Origin of the sequence: Paenibacillus bouchesdurhonensis (genome assembly GCF_900155685.1) — a bacterium.
GTDB classification, from domain to species: domain Bacteria; phylum Bacillota; class Bacilli; order Paenibacillales; family Paenibacillaceae; genus Fontibacillus; species Fontibacillus bouchesdurhonensis.
The window spans coordinates 245793-261659 of record NZ_LT732548.1 but is presented as its reverse complement, the minus strand read 5'-3'; the positions used below and the strand labels follow the sequence as shown (position 1 = coordinate 261659).

Here is a 15867-nt window from a genome sequence, read left to right as displayed (position 1 = left end):
CTTATTAAGCAAACGCTTACAAGCGACTGTCTCTTGAATTTAATAACTGCTTCATACTTTCATCACGAACTCATACATCATTTCATAACTCAAGAATCTGATGATTATCCTTATATGTTTAGATGGATACGAATGAATTTTTTTAATGATTAACATAGTAGAGGTGAAAATGGTGAACTCAATAGTGTCTAGGAAACATTCAAAATGGATGATATGGTTTCTGATTATTGCAATATCTCTTACGCCGCTGTTTAGTTCATTGACAACCCACGCTGCTGATGGCAATTCCTCCCCCCAATCTACAGCAGCCACAAATGCCCCTGCAACAGTGACCAGTTCTACTTATGCACCTCAAGACCCGCTAGCACCGCAAAATTTACGAGTTGTTCAAGATTCAATTACTTCTACTGAAGCTACGATAGAATGGGATTATGATCCCAACGATCCGAATCATAAGGCTGATATCCATGTATGGCACGCTACCGGTGATTATTTTACTTGGGGACACGGCGGCAGCCGAACGATTGATAACTTGAAACCGAATACAACTTACAAGCTTTATGTAACTTGGCTTGATGAATCGTCCCCAGAAGAAGCGTTAAAACATAAAAGTAATATTGTAGAATTTACGACGCTCGACGGCCCGGGAAAACCCGAAAAAACCTCCGGCCCAGCTAATCTTCGACTGGTGGAAGTAACCCATAACCAAGCAACCTTCGAGTGGGATTATCTTCCGAATGATCCGAATGATATCGATATCTGGAACGCCGATACAAACGGATATATTACTTGGGGAAATCTGACCACGCACGCAGTTACGGGGCTTGAGCCGGAAACTACCTATCGAATTTACATTACCTGGTACGATCATAGGCCTTCTAAAGAGCTCAAAAGTAATATTCTTGAGTTCACAACGACTGCCGACACAACCGTGTATGAGAAAGCACCTTTAGCGCCTCCAAGCTATCTTAAGGTCACGGATGTCTCCGCCGATGCGGTAACCTTAAATTGGGGTTCCAGCCCAAGAGCGGCTGGATACAATCTCTATGTGAACGACACCTTGGAAGAAGTAACCGAGGGCAATAACGAAACTACAGTGTCCTTCGGCCCTCTTGTAGCAGGCGAAACCTATACATTCGCTGTGAGTGCGATGAACGATGAGGAGCCTACTTCCGAGAAAAGCAACTTTGTCACTATAAAATGGGGCGAGCTTACTCGGCCGGAGGGGCTGCAAGTCGTAACAGCGACAAGATCCTCTGCAGCACTAGGATGGGCTCCAGTTCCTGGAGCCACGGGCTATGACATCTATCAAGATGGAACTAAGATCGGTTCCAGCAATGATAACCGTTATGTAGCCAAGAGACTAGAGGAAGGTAAAGCATATCGTTATACGGTTGTTGCGAAAAACAGCTTATGGTCTTCTTCCGCAAGCGAGGAAGCCACAGTAGTGCCAGGCAGCAATTATAATAATATTACTTATTACTCCTCTTGGTCTGCTAGTCCAACTCAGCGTAATTTCCACCCGAAGGATATTGATGTATCGCAAATCACGCATATCAATTACGCCTTCGCCGATCTTTGCTGGAAGAAGTTTGGAAGCGCTGTAAGGGCCTGCGAAGACCCTACTATTCCTGCTCAAGATCGTTACGTCTATGATGGCGAAATGATCATAGGGGATCCAGAATTCGATTTCGTGAATTTCGAATCCTTTGCGGAGATTAGAGATCAGAACCCTCACTTGAAGCTGATCATTTCCGTCGGCGGCTGGTCCTGGTCCAACCATTTCTCTAATATGGCAAGAACAGAGGAAACCCGTCGCTCCTTCGCGGAATCTGCGGTCAATTTCCTCCGTGAGTACAAGCTGGACGGATTAGACGTGGACTGGGAGTATCCTGTGGAGGGCGGAGAAGACGACAACTCCAGAAGCCCGGAGGATCCGATAAACTTCACGCTTCTGATGAAGACCGTTCGCGAAGCGCTGGATGCAGCCGGCTCCGAGGATAACAAGTACTACTTACTGACGATTGCCTCCGGGCAGGGCGACAATTTCGTTAGAAATGCCGATCTTGCCAACTCCGTACAGTATCTCGATTTCATTAACATTATGACTTACGATTTTAGCGGAAGCTGGGAGACGCTCGCTCATCATAATTCGCCTTTATTCTATGACAGGGAGCATCCAAGAGCATCGACCACAGCCCCAAGAAATCATGTGCTTGGCGGTCTGCTAGGCCATTTAAACGGCGGAGTACCGCAGCATAAATTGATGGTGGGTGTACCTTATTACGGCAAAGCATGGGCAGATTGCCCGGCTAGCGGACAATATCAGACCTGCGAGAGCATTATGCCGGGAACATGGGAAGCTGGCATACTGGATTTTACAGATATTGAGGAAAACTTCCTGAACAAAGACGGCTATGTCCGTTATTGGAACGAAGCAGCCAAAGTCCCTTATCTGTACAGCGAGGAGACTAAAGGCTTCATTACCTATAACGACAAAACAACAATGATGTACACGGCATCGATCGTCAAATCTCTGGATATCGCAGGCGTTATGAGCTGGGATGTCAGTGGCGACCGCAACCGGACATTGACTACTCAACTGGTGCACGACCTGCCAATCGACGGCAATGTGAATACTTCCGCTCTAGCGGCTCCAAGTAACCTGTCAGTGGCCTCCACATCGACCGATTCGATTCAAATTCAATGGGGAGCAGTTAGCGGGGCGACGGAGTATGAGATTTATGTGAATAACGCGATGGTGGGAACAACAACAGCCGACAAATACACGATCAGTTCTCTTGCCTCAAATACTACTTACAAAATTCATTTGCTGGCTATAGTAAAGTCAGATGATCAAATTGAAAAGGTATCTGCAGCTTCTAACGTGCTGAGCGCGCAGACTTCAAGCGGTGCCGGAACAGGCGGCGGCTCTGGTGGCTCTGGAGGTTCCGGAGGATCAAGCGGCTCTGGTGGAAGCGGTTCGGGATCACCTGCACCAGCCCCACAAAAGCCTAAGCCTGAAGGGCAGCTCGACGTCAAAGTAGTTCTTGATGGAGACAAAGCCGTGGTGACCGTGCCGGCCAGCACAGCGGTTGAAGCCATCAACACTTCAAGCTCCTCGAACTTCCAAATCTCTGCTGGAGATAATGCTAAGCAAGTAGAGCTCGAAATTCCAGAAGAAGTGATTGCCGCATTAGCCAAAAAAGACCCGCAGAGCAGCCTGTCGGTGCTTGTGGACGGAAGGGAGCATCGAATTCCTGCAGCTCTAATATCCGGAGATGGAAGCGCTAGCATTTCCATCATTGCTCCAACTGAAGCCCAAACGGCTGCCATGCTGGAGCTGCTGCAAGGCAAGAAAGTACTAGCAGAGCCTACCGTGCTTAGAATCGAAAAGCTGAACGCGGATAACACAGCGAAAGAGCTTAAGCATTTCGGCAAATCCATGGTAAGCGAATTTATTACACTGGATGCAGATGGCATCGACGTAAATGCGCTGGTCGGAGTCGTCTATATTCCAGAAACAAATGAAGTCCGCTCTGTGCCAACTATAGTTCAGGTTAATTCTGACGGTACTGTCACTGTGGAAATCAAGAAAACAGGAACCGGCATGTATGCACTCGTTCAATCCAGCCTTCCAGACCTTCTCGATGTCTCGCCATGGGCCAAAAAGGATGTAGCTGAAGCTATAGCCAAATTGATCGCGGAAAGCGAGAATGTTAATCATTTCGGAGGCAAGCAGGAAACTACTCGCGCCGAAATTATATCGATGATTGTAAGAGGCCTTGGAATTATTCCTGAAACAAACGAATCGGTGTTTACGGATGTAGACCCGCAGTCGAAGTATGCGAATGATATTGCCGCAGCTTATGCAGTAGGGCTGATTAAAGGCAGAACCAACAGCACATTCGATCCAAACGGTATGGTTACTCGTCAGGAGCTGGCAGTAATGCTTGCCAATGCGATGAGTTATGCAGGCAAGGAAAATGCTGCAGCAGAAGCTTCTCTGGACAGATTTAAGGATCAGCAGGCTATTTCCTCCTATGCCCTAGCCGCTATGGCATTTATGGTGGAGCAAAACGTCCTTTACGGAATGTCGACTGACGAGCTGGCTCCTCAAGCGAATGTGACTCGCGAGCAAAACCTTGCTACCGTAATGAGAATGCTGCGCGCATTGGAACTATCGAAATAAATTGAAGTGATGTAACAAATCATCTTCATATAGGACAAAAAAAGCAGCAAGTCCCCTCAACGAGGGAGGCTTGCTGCTTTACTTATTAACGGCAAAACAAATGAAATACTTCTTTTAACATTCAGAAATTCAGACCGTGGGCCGGTGGAATTAAAATGGATTAATTACATGGAAAAAGACGTTTGGCGAAGCCATGCGGTAGTAGTAGCTGCACCAGCCGGCTCCCTTCTGATTGAAACGGTTGACGGAGCTGTACACAAGCCGCTCCTGTTCCAGCTCCTCAATTGCGGGGATTCGCCCTTCTACGTAATCGAGAAGCCTTAAGGCAGCTGTATCCAGCCGGTTCATGATTCCGCCATAACGGATATCGATCACTTCCCAGCCGAAAGGCTTGAACATCCGCAGCCATTGTGAGCGATGTGCGGATCTCAGCTCCTTGACTGCTTCCGCAATAGACGGCAGCACCGCCTCTGCAATCCGCCGAAGCTCGCCGCGATCATCGGAGTCATAGGCCCGCTTCAGTTCAATCCCAATCTCACTCTTCTGCTTCAACACGGCAGACAGCTTCTCAGGCACATCAAACAAGTAGTCCAGCTCCGCGTCCTTCACCCGAACTCGGCGAATGTCCTGCTCAAGCTGCGCATAATGCTCCGCCATAGGCAGCCCCTCGATCTGCTTATCAAACAGACCCAGCAGTACATCCTGGTAGAGCAAGAATTTGGACGGATTGCTTTGTTTGCTATTATTGGGCTCAGAGCCAGGCGTCTCATCCAGATCCTTGAACTTTAGAAACGCATCAGCCTCGATCCCCGTACAGAACTTCACGCGTTCCGACACCTGGCTCCATGCCAGCTCTCCTTCCGTGTAAGCGTGCTCTGCGTAAAATTGTAAACCGAGCAGGGCTGCGTACGGATTCCCCTCCATTCCGTCATCGCCCCACATCGTAGCATAGACTTCGCGAATGCCCTCTTGCTTACATACCTGCAGCGCCGAATCCGTAGCGTTCAGGGACAACCCATAGTTTACGCCGAAGGTATTGAATACCCAAACTCCCCCGGCAAATGCCAGATTGCAGCCAAGCGGCCGGTGCTTCGCGATCAGCTTCACATAATCTTCTTTGTCGATATGCGCGTAGTCCCAATACACCATATCCACATCTTTTGGAATTTTGCGAGCCATTTCTTCAGGGATCTGAGTCTCAGTGTCATAATGCTCGGCTCCGTCCTTCGAAGCGAACTTCATGAACATATCGCTCCACATCATAGGCTTCAATCCCCGGCGGCGTACCATCTCAAGGACCTTCTCCAGATGGCCTGTCATAATCTCAAACCGCTCCACATACCCGTTTCGATCAAGATATTTGCCCCGTCCAAGCTCTTCCGCTTCATCCATGCCAATATGGATCTTCCGGCTGCGGAACGGAGCACTGGCTGCTTCAATCATACGATCGACCAGCCCCTCGGTCTTCTCATCTCCGACAAGAAGCGCTCCCTTCGTGTCTTTATAAAAGGAGACCGGCTCCCACTTTAGAAACTCCTCAAGATGCGCAAGAGTCTGGATGCTAGGGAATGCCTCAATTCCGAATTGATCCGCGTAATCATCAATTTCCCGGAGTTCGTCCTGCGTATAACGTCCCCGCATATACCCGAAATAGGGCTCGCCGCTGATTTCATATGTATCCTCAAGATACAGCATCACGGTGTTTAAGCCCATCAGGGCCATTTTGCGCAGCAAAAACTTGAAGCTGTCCACCGTAAGAACACCATTGCGGGACAAATCAAACATGGGCCCAATCGTGTCGAACTGCTGGGATTCTCGAATTGCAAATGGCCTGCCGTTGCGGCCATGCTGTACAAGCAATCCTAAACCTCGAAAGAATTGGTGCTTCTTACTGAAGCGTATGAACGCTCCGCCTTCATTCAATTCAACTTCAAGATCTCCGGCAGAGGATTCCACCTGAACGGGAAGCCCCGTCACCTCTTCTGTAAAGGCAATCTCTCTCGACAATGCCTGAATTCCAGGCCGCAGAGACGCTAGGTCTCCTTCAAAACGCAGCTTCATTTTTTCCCTCCTAATATACAGGCTTTTTCCACGCTATTCAGGATATAAAGCGCTTTACTACCTACTATACTAGAAAAAATATAGCCAAAAGGGGGAAATTTCTCTAATCATTTTCACTCTTAGATAAAGCAATATTACCAGCGCTATTAATCCACGAATAACCTACTAAAATAAACTAGGAAATTAGTAGTGGGTCATTGGTATTATATTGACAATATTCTACATAATTATACAATGTCATTAGATAAACTTCGTTTTAAACACAACTTAATGAATACATAATAGTTACTTTAGTAATGTTTTTCACATTTTCCGGTATGAATACAAAACTATATCATTATTAGGAGACGAGACTATGGCTAGGGATACCAAGAACAAGTCACGTGGTTGGTTGAAAGGCGTTCTATCTCAGCAGAATGAGCCAGTTGCAACTATGAAAGAAGGGGATGAAGAACCACTAGATCTAGTTAATCGTTCCGCTAGCAACCAGGAAGTACCCGTTGAAGCATCCTGCGCATCGGAAAGCTCCAGCAAGAAATACATACTATCTAAAGAGAACCTCGATAAAGTATCGCTGGATTTAGTAGTTTCTCTAGAGAATATGCTCAATGAACGGCAATTGATTTTTTACAAAAATGAAGACTACGAGCAACAGCTAGTGGCGGCCAATGAAACGATCAGCCGCTTAAAGTATGACCTTGCGAAGAAGGATCAGCTCATTCAGGATAAAAACAAAGAAATCCACGCTCTGGAAACTAGTCTTACCAACAAGCAAATGGGCTATGACCAGCTCCTTGAAGACTATAAAGAATATCAGAGCACAGCAAATCAAGATTTTGAAAAGGTTTCCACTCAGTTGGAGAAGGAAATCAACAAATATAACCTGCTTAAAGAAGAGTCAGCGGATATTCAATATCAAAATATGCTTAGCATTAGAGAACTGGAAGAGAAAATTAGAGAACTAGAAGCAGAGAATCAGAAGCTGGAGGCTCAATGCGCAAAAGTTCTGACAGAAAAAACGGAATTGATGCAAACGGTCAACGACTTTACCGAACGGATGTCTTCCTCCTTCTCCTCAAAAGCTACTATTTCCGAATAATCACTACCTGCTCTCTAGTCGCAACTAGAGAAAGGAGACAACTATGTCCGTGCAAGTCTATCAAATGAAGCTGTTGGAGCTTCATTCCGTGCATAGAGATTCAATCCAATCGTATTTGCGAATCAGGCTGATCTCATCAGAGCGAGCAGCAGAGCTGCTATGGAGTATTGATGACGGGACGGCAGCGAACCTGCAGGCCCTCATTGAACCCGAAGGAATTTATAAGTACAGGCTATCCTTCCACAGCTCATGGAACTCGGCACAAAGTCAACACGCAAGCTACCTAACAAGAACTTATCGCGATCAAAGCGAGAGATTATCTTTCTCCTGTTCGGAGGCGTATGTAAGCGGATTAAATTCCTTGAAGCACAATGAGGCGAATAGCCAAATCCAAGCTCACACCCCCATGCCCAAAGCCTTGGTGCCGCATATACCCTCAGCAAAGCATACAACACATGCCGGTAAGCTCAATCGTAAATGGACTTGGTCGGCAGTCGGTGTGCTGAGCCTCATCTTCACGATACTTCTCGGCTCTTCCGTACCTGCTTTGATCTATAAGGCTGCTGGCGGCGATAATACTGACGTGAGGATTAGCAAAAGCGAGATCAACCGAAATATCGATGGATATGTAACCGGGCATAGGGCGGTAGCCGTCAGCTCACATGTTTATGCTGGCTCCAACAATGAACCAAGCCTCTCTTTATATAAGCCTAACGTACTTAATAAGAATGCTACGGATGCTGAAAATGTGGAGAACATTAAACCTGGTGAACCTGGTGAGCCTAATCAGCTAGATTTGCCGTCGATCGAACTAGATGAATTAATTACCTATAGCCTCCCAAAAGGCAAGGCTGCTCTTACCTTCGACGATGGCCCCTCTAAATACACCAAGGAGATCGCCGACATCTTGAAGGAGCATCAGGTGGGGGGGACATTCTTTTTTGTGGGGAAAAATGTGAAGAAGTACCCGGAGTCCATTCAATACGTGAAGTCCAACGGGTACGCAATTGGCAGTCATGGCATGAATCATCTTGAACTTACCAAGCTGTCTGATGACAAACAGAAATACGAGATCACACAGCCCAACGAGCTCATTGAAGAGCTCATCAGGGAACCAGTAATTCTCTTCCGGCCTCCCTATGGCGCTAAGGATGACTCCGTGGTGAATATAATCCGCGGACTTCATCATAAAATGGTGCTTTGGGATATAGATACTAAGGATTGGGAAAGCCGGGACGCCAAAAAAATCTATAATTCCGTTGCCAAAGCAGGCGTTAGCGGATCGATTATCCTGCTCCATGAGTCACAAGCGACGATCGATGCCCTACCGCAGATCATTCAGTTTTTGAAGGAACAGAACCTGGAGATCGTGAATCTACAGTAAGAGGTCGCTAACCCTTACCAACGTGTAGCCCTCCCGCTCCAAGCGCTTAAGTCACAGCAGGAAGGGCCTCGATCGGATGGAGATCAGCCAGCTTCGGATGGCTAATAGGAATGACTCGAGTTAAATATATCCTATTGATTTAATGACAATGCCCTCCTGGCTGAGCTCTTGAGCGGTTTATGATTCAAGCTTAGCACACCAGGCAACCAAGCTTCTCATCACTTCAATAAACTGCGGCTTCAACAGTCCCTCGGACGAATGTGCCGGCGTCATGCATCCAACGCGACCAGCCCCGTAGCTATGATGCCATCCGGCCACAGCTTCACCATCCACGGATGAGGAACGCAAGAACACGTTCGTCTCATCCTCCTTACAGGCAACAAAGTAATGCTCGTCCATGAAGCTGAAGGCTTCACCCAATGCTCCTAGATCCGTGCCTGGAAGGGGCGTATAAGTTACTTGGCTAGGATCCGGATGCATCAGAAAGCATCCCCGAAGCATCCTTATATAATCCCCCTCTTCCGGATAAGAGGCCAATCCCGAATGCCAGGCCAGCCAGGCCCCCCCATCGGCTACATACTTCTCGATCCGTTCGGCGATTTGTTCCGTCATCCAGTATCGAACCTGCTCAGCCCGAGGATCAATGTAGTTGCCTGCAAACAAGACGACTAAATCCGGTGCTTTGAGAAGCTCCTGTTCGCACTGCTCCACGCCAGCATAGGTCAGTTGGAGCTTTCCTGCCTTAACATAAGGCTCCGCCACTGCCTGAAAAGATTGCCTAGCGAGTTCTGCATCATGATAATAATCGCCCAAAATTACGAGTATACGCTTCATTCTTAATCCTCTCCCATTCGCTGCTAGTAAGGCATAGGCTCGCCTTTATAAGTAATCATCCAGCTTTCCTGTTCAGGAACGACTTTACGCTCGGCGAGGTGAATTAAGCCAAGTGCCGTATCTTTAGGATCTCCCGGCGCCTGTTCTCCCCCCATCGGTGTTCTTATCCAGCCTGGATGAACATTGTAAACGACGAAGCCCTGAGGCGTAAGCTCCTTGCGCAGCTGTGCCGAGAAGAAGGACAGCGCACTCTTGGACAGCGCGTACGGGTAATCTCCGCCGTAAGCTCCTGTAAAACACCCCGCCTCCGAGCTAATATTAATGATGCAAGGCGCTGCGCTCTTGCGCAGAAGCGGCAGGAAATGCTTGACCACTTTCATCGGCCCATATAAATTGGTCATCATTGAGCGCTCTACCTCAGCCATATCCAGCTCTTCCAGCTTCCAATCGCGACCAACCAGAATTCCCGCATTATTGATTAAGACATCCACGGTTCCGAGCTGCTGCTCCACTGCATTTTTTGCACGGATAATGCCACTTTCATCATTGATATCCAAATGAACGATATCCAGCTGCTGAGGATACTTTTGCTGTATCTCCTGAAGCTGCTTGTTCCCCTGTTCCAGGCTGCGCACGCCTGCGATGACATGATGCCCGTGCCTGAGCGCCTCGCTTACCGTAGCTAAGCCCAGCCCCTTGCCCGCGCCTGTTATCAAAATATTCATGTTTCATTCTCCACCTTTTTCAGCATTTAATCCTATTCATGATCGTTCTCCAGCAGCTCCACCATAACCTTCAATTCTTTAAATGTGTCCATGTAGGCGTAGCGGCCACCCGTATATTCGCCTTTCTGAATCAAAGGCATTTGCTTCGCCTCCAGCACTGCAATTTTCTCTTTCATCCCCTTAATGACAAAAGCGATATGATGCACCCCTTCGCCATGCTCATCCAGAAACTCCCTCCAGGTTGAAGGATGCTCATCAGGCTCGATCAGCTCCAGCTGCAGCGATCCGCAATCGAAAAAAGCCAGCTTAGCGCGTGCCGCTGAGGACTCTCCCCGAAGCTCCGTTTGTGCGACCTCAACGCCATCCGTCCAGAACCATTGCGGCTTCTCGATCCCGAAGAAATCCGCATAGCTTTGGGATACTTTCTCAATGTCGCGTACAATGATTCCGATCTGCGTAATGACGTTAGTTCCTAATAAACTTTTTTCCATAAGGTCGAATCTCCTTCTCATATTTATTTGTATGTAACACCGTCCCATTTACGGACGGCAGGACTTAAAGAATATCATACGAAATGAGACAGCACGAACACCGCAGGAGAGTTCCAATAAATCGTAACTTCATTCGTAGCGTAACTCTCCATGACATCGGCAAAGGAAGCGGCAGGCGCTTTACCCGCTAGATGCTCGCGCGCATACTCATCCTGCTTGCCATAATTCGGGCCGCCTGAAACTAGACCTGGAACAGGTGCCTCAACTCCGTCCCCTTCTGATGGACGATGATGCGGATGCAGAATCGGCCGGGTGCCAAGACCGGTGACATAGCTCATGCCCATCACATTGGCCCCAAATAAATAATGTACGTGTTCAAGCGCATGGCGCTCATATGCTGCGGAGCCCGACAATCGGCCAGCGATCAGCAGCAGCATCGCATGATTCATCACCAGCATATTGCTGCCCCAAATATATTGCTCCGGCTTCAGCGATATGCCGAATCCGTCTCGGCTGCTAACCGCTGTAAGCTCGGCCGCTCGCTGCTGCAGGCCGGCTTGTAACCGTGCTGCCAGCTCAGAATCCTGCTCTTGTTCGGACATCAAGTAAGAGATCGTCCCATATCCGCCCATGTCAGCCCAACCCAGCTCATATTTATCAAAGTTATCCTGTCCTGCGAATTGCTGGAACGCCTCGTGATAGCGGGTCGCGCCAGTAGTGCGGTACAATTCGGCGGCTGCCCAGTAGCGCTCATCCCTATCCTGCTCATCACCGTACTCCCCGGTGGAGATTTCCGGCGGATTACGAAATCCCGGGTAATCAGGATGAAGCTCCAGCCATGCCCAAGCCCGCTCCGCTGCCTGTAGACATGCTTCGGCAAAGGATGCATCATAGACAGCGTAAACTCGCGCCGCCATAGCCATAACGCCAGAGAAGCATCCCGTTGCGGCCGCTGAAATAGGCGTGATGTGCAGCTCTGCCGTATCCTCCTCCGGCATCACGTCAGGGCCGGGGAATTGCAATGTCGTCAGTTTGTGGAATGCGCCTCCCGTCTCGCCATCCTGCATGCGAAGCATCCATTCCAGCTCATAACGACACTCATGAAGCACATCCGGCATAACCCCATCGCTTTCCGGCAATGGCAAGGACTCGGCGAAGGCTTCCGGATAACATTCATAGGCCAACAGCAAGTCTGCCACCGCCTTGGCACCAGGCACTACATATTTGCCGTAATCCCCGGCATCATGCCACCCTCCCTTAGCGTCGATTCTCCGCGGCTCCTCGCCATGGACAATGGCAGGCGTGAGGTGACATGCCGCATGCTTCCATGGGCCGGCATATTTCTCCTCCAGCTCCATCCCGCAGCGAAAATAATAAAACGCTTTCAACAGTGACTGGTGTGCTTCCCCATAAACTGCATTAGCAATTACAAACGGATAAGAGCTTTGCCCGTCTTCGGCCTCAATCCGATACGTCCCCGGCTGTTCCCAAACGGAAAAATCGCCCCGGCTCACCGTAATACCACTAGCTGCATCTTCGGACGCAGATAGCGTCTGACCCTGCCAAACCTCTTCACCGCTGACATGATCCACCAGCCGGAAGCGGCCTCCCTCCCCTGCGATCATCGCAATCTTCGCATCCTTACTCCGGTAACCGAGCTGATTAACGGCTATACTGCCCTGCTTCTCCATGTTCATGCGTAAATGTCCTCCTCCTTATTTCCGATTTAGCACTCATGATATTTCCTTTTTAAATTTTGGTCAATTGCTTTTTGCGGCAAAAGAAAGACCGCTCTCCTGTTTATCGAAGAACGGTCATCAATTTGCCTTCTATATCTTCCCCGCGGAAACAATCGAGCCTAATATTGGATCATATTTCTGCAACTACCGCCGATTTTTCTTGAATTTGGCCAATGACCAAAGATACAGGAATAACAGAAATGCTAGACAAGCCCCGATGCTCAGTACATTTTGGCGATCAAAAAGGAACAGTACGGCAATGACCGACAGGCTTACCGTCGCCAGAATGGTGATATAAGGAAACCCCCACACGCGGAAGCTAGGTTGTACCGGGTAGCTGCGGCGCAGCTTGAGCTGGGATAGACAGATGCTAATCCAGACTAGCAGTACAACAAATCCCGGCACCGCCATAAGAAAGCGGAATAACCCATCTTGAAAGAGGTAGGCTAGTATTGCACCCCCGATCAATACAGCCGCACACAGCTTCAAGCTGTTCAACGGCACTCCCCGTTTCGTCGTACGGGCCAGGTAAGGCGGTGCTTCACCGCTGGTGGCCATCGAATGCAGCATGCGCGTTGCCCCATAAATCCCTGAGTTCGCCGCAGACAATACTGCGGTAACGAGAATAAAGTTCATCACGTGTGCCGATCCCTGCATCCCCGTGCTGGCAAGCACCTGAACAAAGGGACTGCTCTCGCTGTTCAACTGATTCCAGGGAATCAAGCTGCAAATGATCAGGATCGGAAGCGTATAGAACAGAATGACCCGCAAAATAAAGCTCTTCACAACCTTTGGCAATACCTTGTCCACATCCTTCGTCTCCGTCAAGGTAAGCCCGATCAGCTCCGACCCGCCGTAAGAAAACATTACCACCAGCAACGCGGCAATGATTGCCGTCCAGCCGTTCGGCAGGAAGCCGCCGTAATCCACCAAATTATGCAATCCGCCGGTTCCTTCCACAGACCATACGCCGGACAGGATCAAGAAGCCCAGTACAATAAAAACAATAATCATGGCGATCTTGATGCCCGCCAGCCAGAACTCCGCTTCTCCAAAGCCGCTAACACTCAGCATGTTTATCCCCAGCACGAGTACCGCACACCCCAAGGTCAACAGCCACAGCGGCGCATCTGGAAGCCAGTATTGCAAGAAGCTTCCTGCGGCAAGCACCTCAATCACGCACACCGTGAGCCACATAAAACAATATAGCCAACCGATTATAAAAGACAGACGTTCCCCGAACGCCTCCCGAATAAAATCCTTCATATTGCGATTCGGATACACCATCGCCATCTCAGCAAGGGCCGCCATTACAATTAACAGCAGCAAGCCCGCCAAGATGTAGGAAATAACAATACCCGGCCCGGCTATACTGATCGTTTCATAGCTTCCTTTAAATATTCCTGTACCAATAACACCGCCCATGGCCATAAATGTAATATGACGAGGCAGCAGTTTTTTTTGAAGCGTCCCTTGCCCGTGTTCGTTTGCTTGTGTCCTCTCCTGAGACATTTCCTGACTCCTTCCAGTGATCCATCTAACTCATCTCTTTACGAATTCACTCTTCTTCATTTAACATCTAGATTTACAGTTTACCCTGATTCGACAAACCTTGCACGCATAAACAGCACACTTTCCAGGAAAACTTATTTCCTCCATTCCAATTTCCTCGCTTTAGAAATAGCCAAAAACCGTACCCCAGTTCAAGTACGGTTTCACCCATTAAATATGCTTATTGCCGCAATTGGAGCAAGGCACACTGTTCAATTTACAACCGCTCCGGCCCATACTCGCTTAATTTTCCTTCATAGATTAAATGAAGTCGGTCGCTCTGCCGAAAATCATCCGGCGTCACGAGAGCCGGCAGCTTGTTCCACAGCTTGATGCCTGACCTGTCCAGTATTTCCGCAACGAATTGCGAACAAAAGTAGGAGTTGCTAAATTCCACAGGTTCCTTCAGAGCGATACCAACTACGCCCAGAATGTTATATAGATATTTATTGCGGCTGCGAATAAAGATATGCAGTACCCGCTTCATCTTCTCCACTTCGCGTTCCGATACCTTAAGCTCATAAATGACACAGGTCGTATTCGGGTATTTGCTGAAAGTCCCTGTCTTAATATCCTCCTTCACGAACCCCCCGTTCAGCGGGTTGTTGGGATTCTTCCTTCCGAAGCTGTACATCTCCGACAGCTCCCGGTTGAAGGATATCGAAGCGTGATTGTATGGCGCTCTCGTATAACCTTTTATGATCTTCGTAAAAAGCGTCCCGGTATTCGTAAGCAAAATAAAAACCGATCGATCAGCTGCCATTTACGATATTCCCCTTATCAAAATTGAATTGTTCCTTCATAATAACATATGATCGCCCCCGTGGGAGATCCTACCTCATGATAGGTTGGTGGTATTGGCAATGAATTACAGCTCGCTAATCACTTTAACTGTTATTTTTATAGCGCTATCGGCCATTCACGTCATTTACTATGTGTTAAGAAAAATACAGCCAAACAAAGACTACGCGGCCATTGGCACCAAAATCAAAACTTGGTGGGGCATGTTCGTCATCTTCTGTTTGGCTACCCTGTTCAACCCGGTCGTGTCGCTTCTCTCCCTCATGGTGCTCACCTTCTTCGCTTTGAAGGAGTACTTCTCCATGATCCGCTCCAGGAAAGCCGACCGCAGGCTATATCTGTGGGCTTATTTATCCATTCCGGTGCAATTTTACTGGATCTACATCGAGTGGTACGGAATGTTCATTATCTTTATCCCGATCTATGTATTCCTATTTCTGCCGCTGCCGCGATTAATCAACAAAGGAACGGTCGGCTTCCTGCGCAGCGTCAGCTCTACTCAGTGGGGGCTTATGCTAATGGTGTTCGGGCTGAGCCACCTCGCTTACTTCCAATTTGCCACGCCGGAATACGGCGCCGGATTGGTATTGTTTCTAGTCGTGTTAACACAGCTGAATGATGTGGCACACCATCTGGCGTCGATCTATTTCGGCAAACGCAAGGTGGTTCCTACAGCCAACCCCCATCTGACCTGGGAGGGGTTCGCCTTCGCATTTCTGGTTACGACCGGGACAGCGTTTCTGATTCACCCCTATCTGACGCCGCTTGGTTCTATGTTCGGGGTGTTCTCGGGCATGCTGATCAGCTTGAGCGGCTTCTTCGGCAGCTTGACAGTTTCCGTGCTGAAGCGGGATTTGTTAATCGGCGATGACAATAAGTTGGATGAACTCAAGATAAGCTATCTCAGCCGGGTGGATAGTCTTGCCTATACCTCGCCGGTATTTTTCCATGTTATCCGTTATTTCTTTGATTTCATGTAGTCATATACCC

General features: G+C 48.6%; 11 protein-coding genes. 4 read left to right on the top strand and 7 right to left on the bottom strand.

Features of this window, described 5'->3' with window-relative positions; genetic code table 11:
- Positions 1 to 208: 208 nt before the first annotated feature.
- Positions 209 to 4192 (top strand): glycosyl hydrolase family 18 protein, encoded by a 3984-nt coding sequence (locus CZ379_RS05405; RefSeq protein WP_234404827.1) that lies wholly within the window; start codon positions 209 to 211, stop codon positions 4190 to 4192.
- Between the two features lie 150 nt (positions 4193 to 4342).
- On the opposite strand, the gene CZ379_RS05400 is transcribed toward CZ379_RS05405, so the two are convergent.
- The gene (locus CZ379_RS05400; RefSeq protein ID WP_110930727.1) at positions 4343 to 6253 is read right to left on the bottom strand and encodes a beta-N-acetylhexosaminidase; all 1911 of its coding nucleotides are present in this window, start codon (positions 6251 to 6253) and stop codon (positions 4343 to 4345) included.
- A 355-nt stretch (positions 6254 to 6608) separates the two neighbouring features.
- Between CZ379_RS05400 and CZ379_RS05395 the strand changes: the two genes are divergently transcribed.
- Both CZ379_RS05395 and CZ379_RS05390 read left to right on the top strand, forming a co-directional pair.
- The gene (locus CZ379_RS05395; protein ID WP_110930726.1) at positions 6609 to 7352 is read left to right on the top strand and encodes a hypothetical protein; all 744 of its coding nucleotides are present in this window, start codon (positions 6609 to 6611) and stop codon (positions 7350 to 7352) included.
- 43 nt (positions 7353 to 7395) lie between these two features.
- Complete coding sequence (locus CZ379_RS05390) at positions 7396 to 8736, top strand: polysaccharide deacetylase family protein (protein ID WP_110930725.1); 1341 nt, start codon at positions 7396 to 7398, stop codon at positions 8734 to 8736.
- A 177-nt stretch (positions 8737 to 8913) separates the two neighbouring features.
- Here CZ379_RS05390 and CZ379_RS05385 read toward each other — a convergent pair whose 3' ends face one another.
- The 6 genes from CZ379_RS05385 to CZ379_RS05360 form a co-directional block, all read right to left on the bottom strand.
- Positions 8914 to 9570 (bottom strand): ThuA domain-containing protein, encoded by a 657-nt coding sequence (locus CZ379_RS05385; RefSeq protein ID WP_110930724.1) that lies wholly within the window; start codon positions 9568 to 9570, stop codon positions 8914 to 8916.
- 23 nt (positions 9571 to 9593) lie between these two features.
- A complete protein-coding gene (locus CZ379_RS05380; protein ID WP_110930723.1) occupies positions 9594 to 10295 on the bottom strand; it encodes an SDR family NAD(P)-dependent oxidoreductase in 702 nt (233 codons plus the stop codon).
- Between the two features lie 32 nt (positions 10296 to 10327).
- A complete protein-coding gene (locus CZ379_RS05375) occupies positions 10328 to 10786 on the bottom strand; it encodes a VOC family protein (RefSeq protein WP_110930722.1) in 459 nt (152 codons plus the stop codon).
- 74 nt (positions 10787 to 10860) lie between these two features.
- Entirely contained in the window at positions 10861 to 12483 is a 1623-nt protein-coding gene (locus tag CZ379_RS05370) for a glycoside hydrolase family 9 protein (protein WP_110930721.1), read from the bottom strand.
- A gap of 186 nt (positions 12484 to 12669) precedes the next feature.
- Entirely contained in the window at positions 12670 to 14037 is a 1368-nt protein-coding gene (locus tag CZ379_RS05365; RefSeq protein WP_110930720.1) for an amino acid permease, read from the bottom strand.
- Positions 14038 to 14293: 256 nt separating this feature from the next.
- A complete protein-coding gene (locus tag CZ379_RS05360) occupies positions 14294 to 14839 on the bottom strand; it encodes a C40 family peptidase (RefSeq protein ID WP_110930719.1) in 546 nt (181 codons plus the stop codon).
- Positions 14840 to 14939: 100 nt separating this feature from the next.
- Between CZ379_RS05360 and CZ379_RS05355 the strand changes: the two genes are divergently transcribed.
- Entirely contained in the window at positions 14940 to 15857 is a 918-nt protein-coding gene (locus tag CZ379_RS05355) for a phosphatidate cytidylyltransferase (RefSeq protein ID WP_110930718.1), read from the top strand.
- Positions 15858 to 15867 lie beyond the last annotated feature (10 nt).

Coding starts and splice junctions, on each gene's coding strand:
- CZ379_RS05405 (WP_234404827.1), top strand. CDS start 209: ATGATATGGTTTCTGATTATTGCAATATCTCTTACGCCGCTGTTTAGT.
- CZ379_RS05400 (WP_110930727.1), bottom strand. CDS start 6,253: ATGAAGCTGCGTTTTGAAGGAGACCTAGCGTCTCTGCGGCCTGGAATT.
- CZ379_RS05395 (WP_110930726.1), top strand. CDS start 6,609: ATGGCTAGGGATACCAAGAACAAGTCACGTGGTTGGTTGAAAGGCGTT.
- CZ379_RS05390 (WP_110930725.1), top strand. CDS start 7,396: ATGTCCGTGCAAGTCTATCAAATGAAGCTGTTGGAGCTTCATTCCGTG.
- CZ379_RS05385 (WP_110930724.1), bottom strand. CDS start 9,570: ATGAAGCGTATACTCGTAATTTTGGGCGATTATTATCATGATGCAGAA.
- CZ379_RS05380 (WP_110930723.1), bottom strand. CDS start 10,295: ATGAATATTTTGATAACAGGCGCGGGCAAGGGGCTGGGCTTAGCTACG.
- CZ379_RS05375 (WP_110930722.1), bottom strand. CDS start 10,786: ATGGAAAAAAGTTTATTAGGAACTAACGTCATTACGCAGATCGGAATC.
- CZ379_RS05370 (WP_110930721.1), bottom strand. CDS start 12,483: ATGAACATGGAGAAGCAGGGCAGTATAGCCGTTAATCAGCTCGGTTAC.
- CZ379_RS05365 (WP_110930720.1), bottom strand. CDS start 14,037: ATGTCTCAGGAGAGGACACAAGCAAACGAACACGGGCAAGGGACGCTT.
- CZ379_RS05360 (WP_110930719.1), bottom strand. CDS start 14,839: ATGGCAGCTGATCGATCGGTTTTTATTTTGCTTACGAATACCGGGACG.
- CZ379_RS05355 (WP_110930718.1), top strand. CDS start 14,940: ATGAATTACAGCTCGCTAATCACTTTAACTGTTATTTTTATAGCGCTA.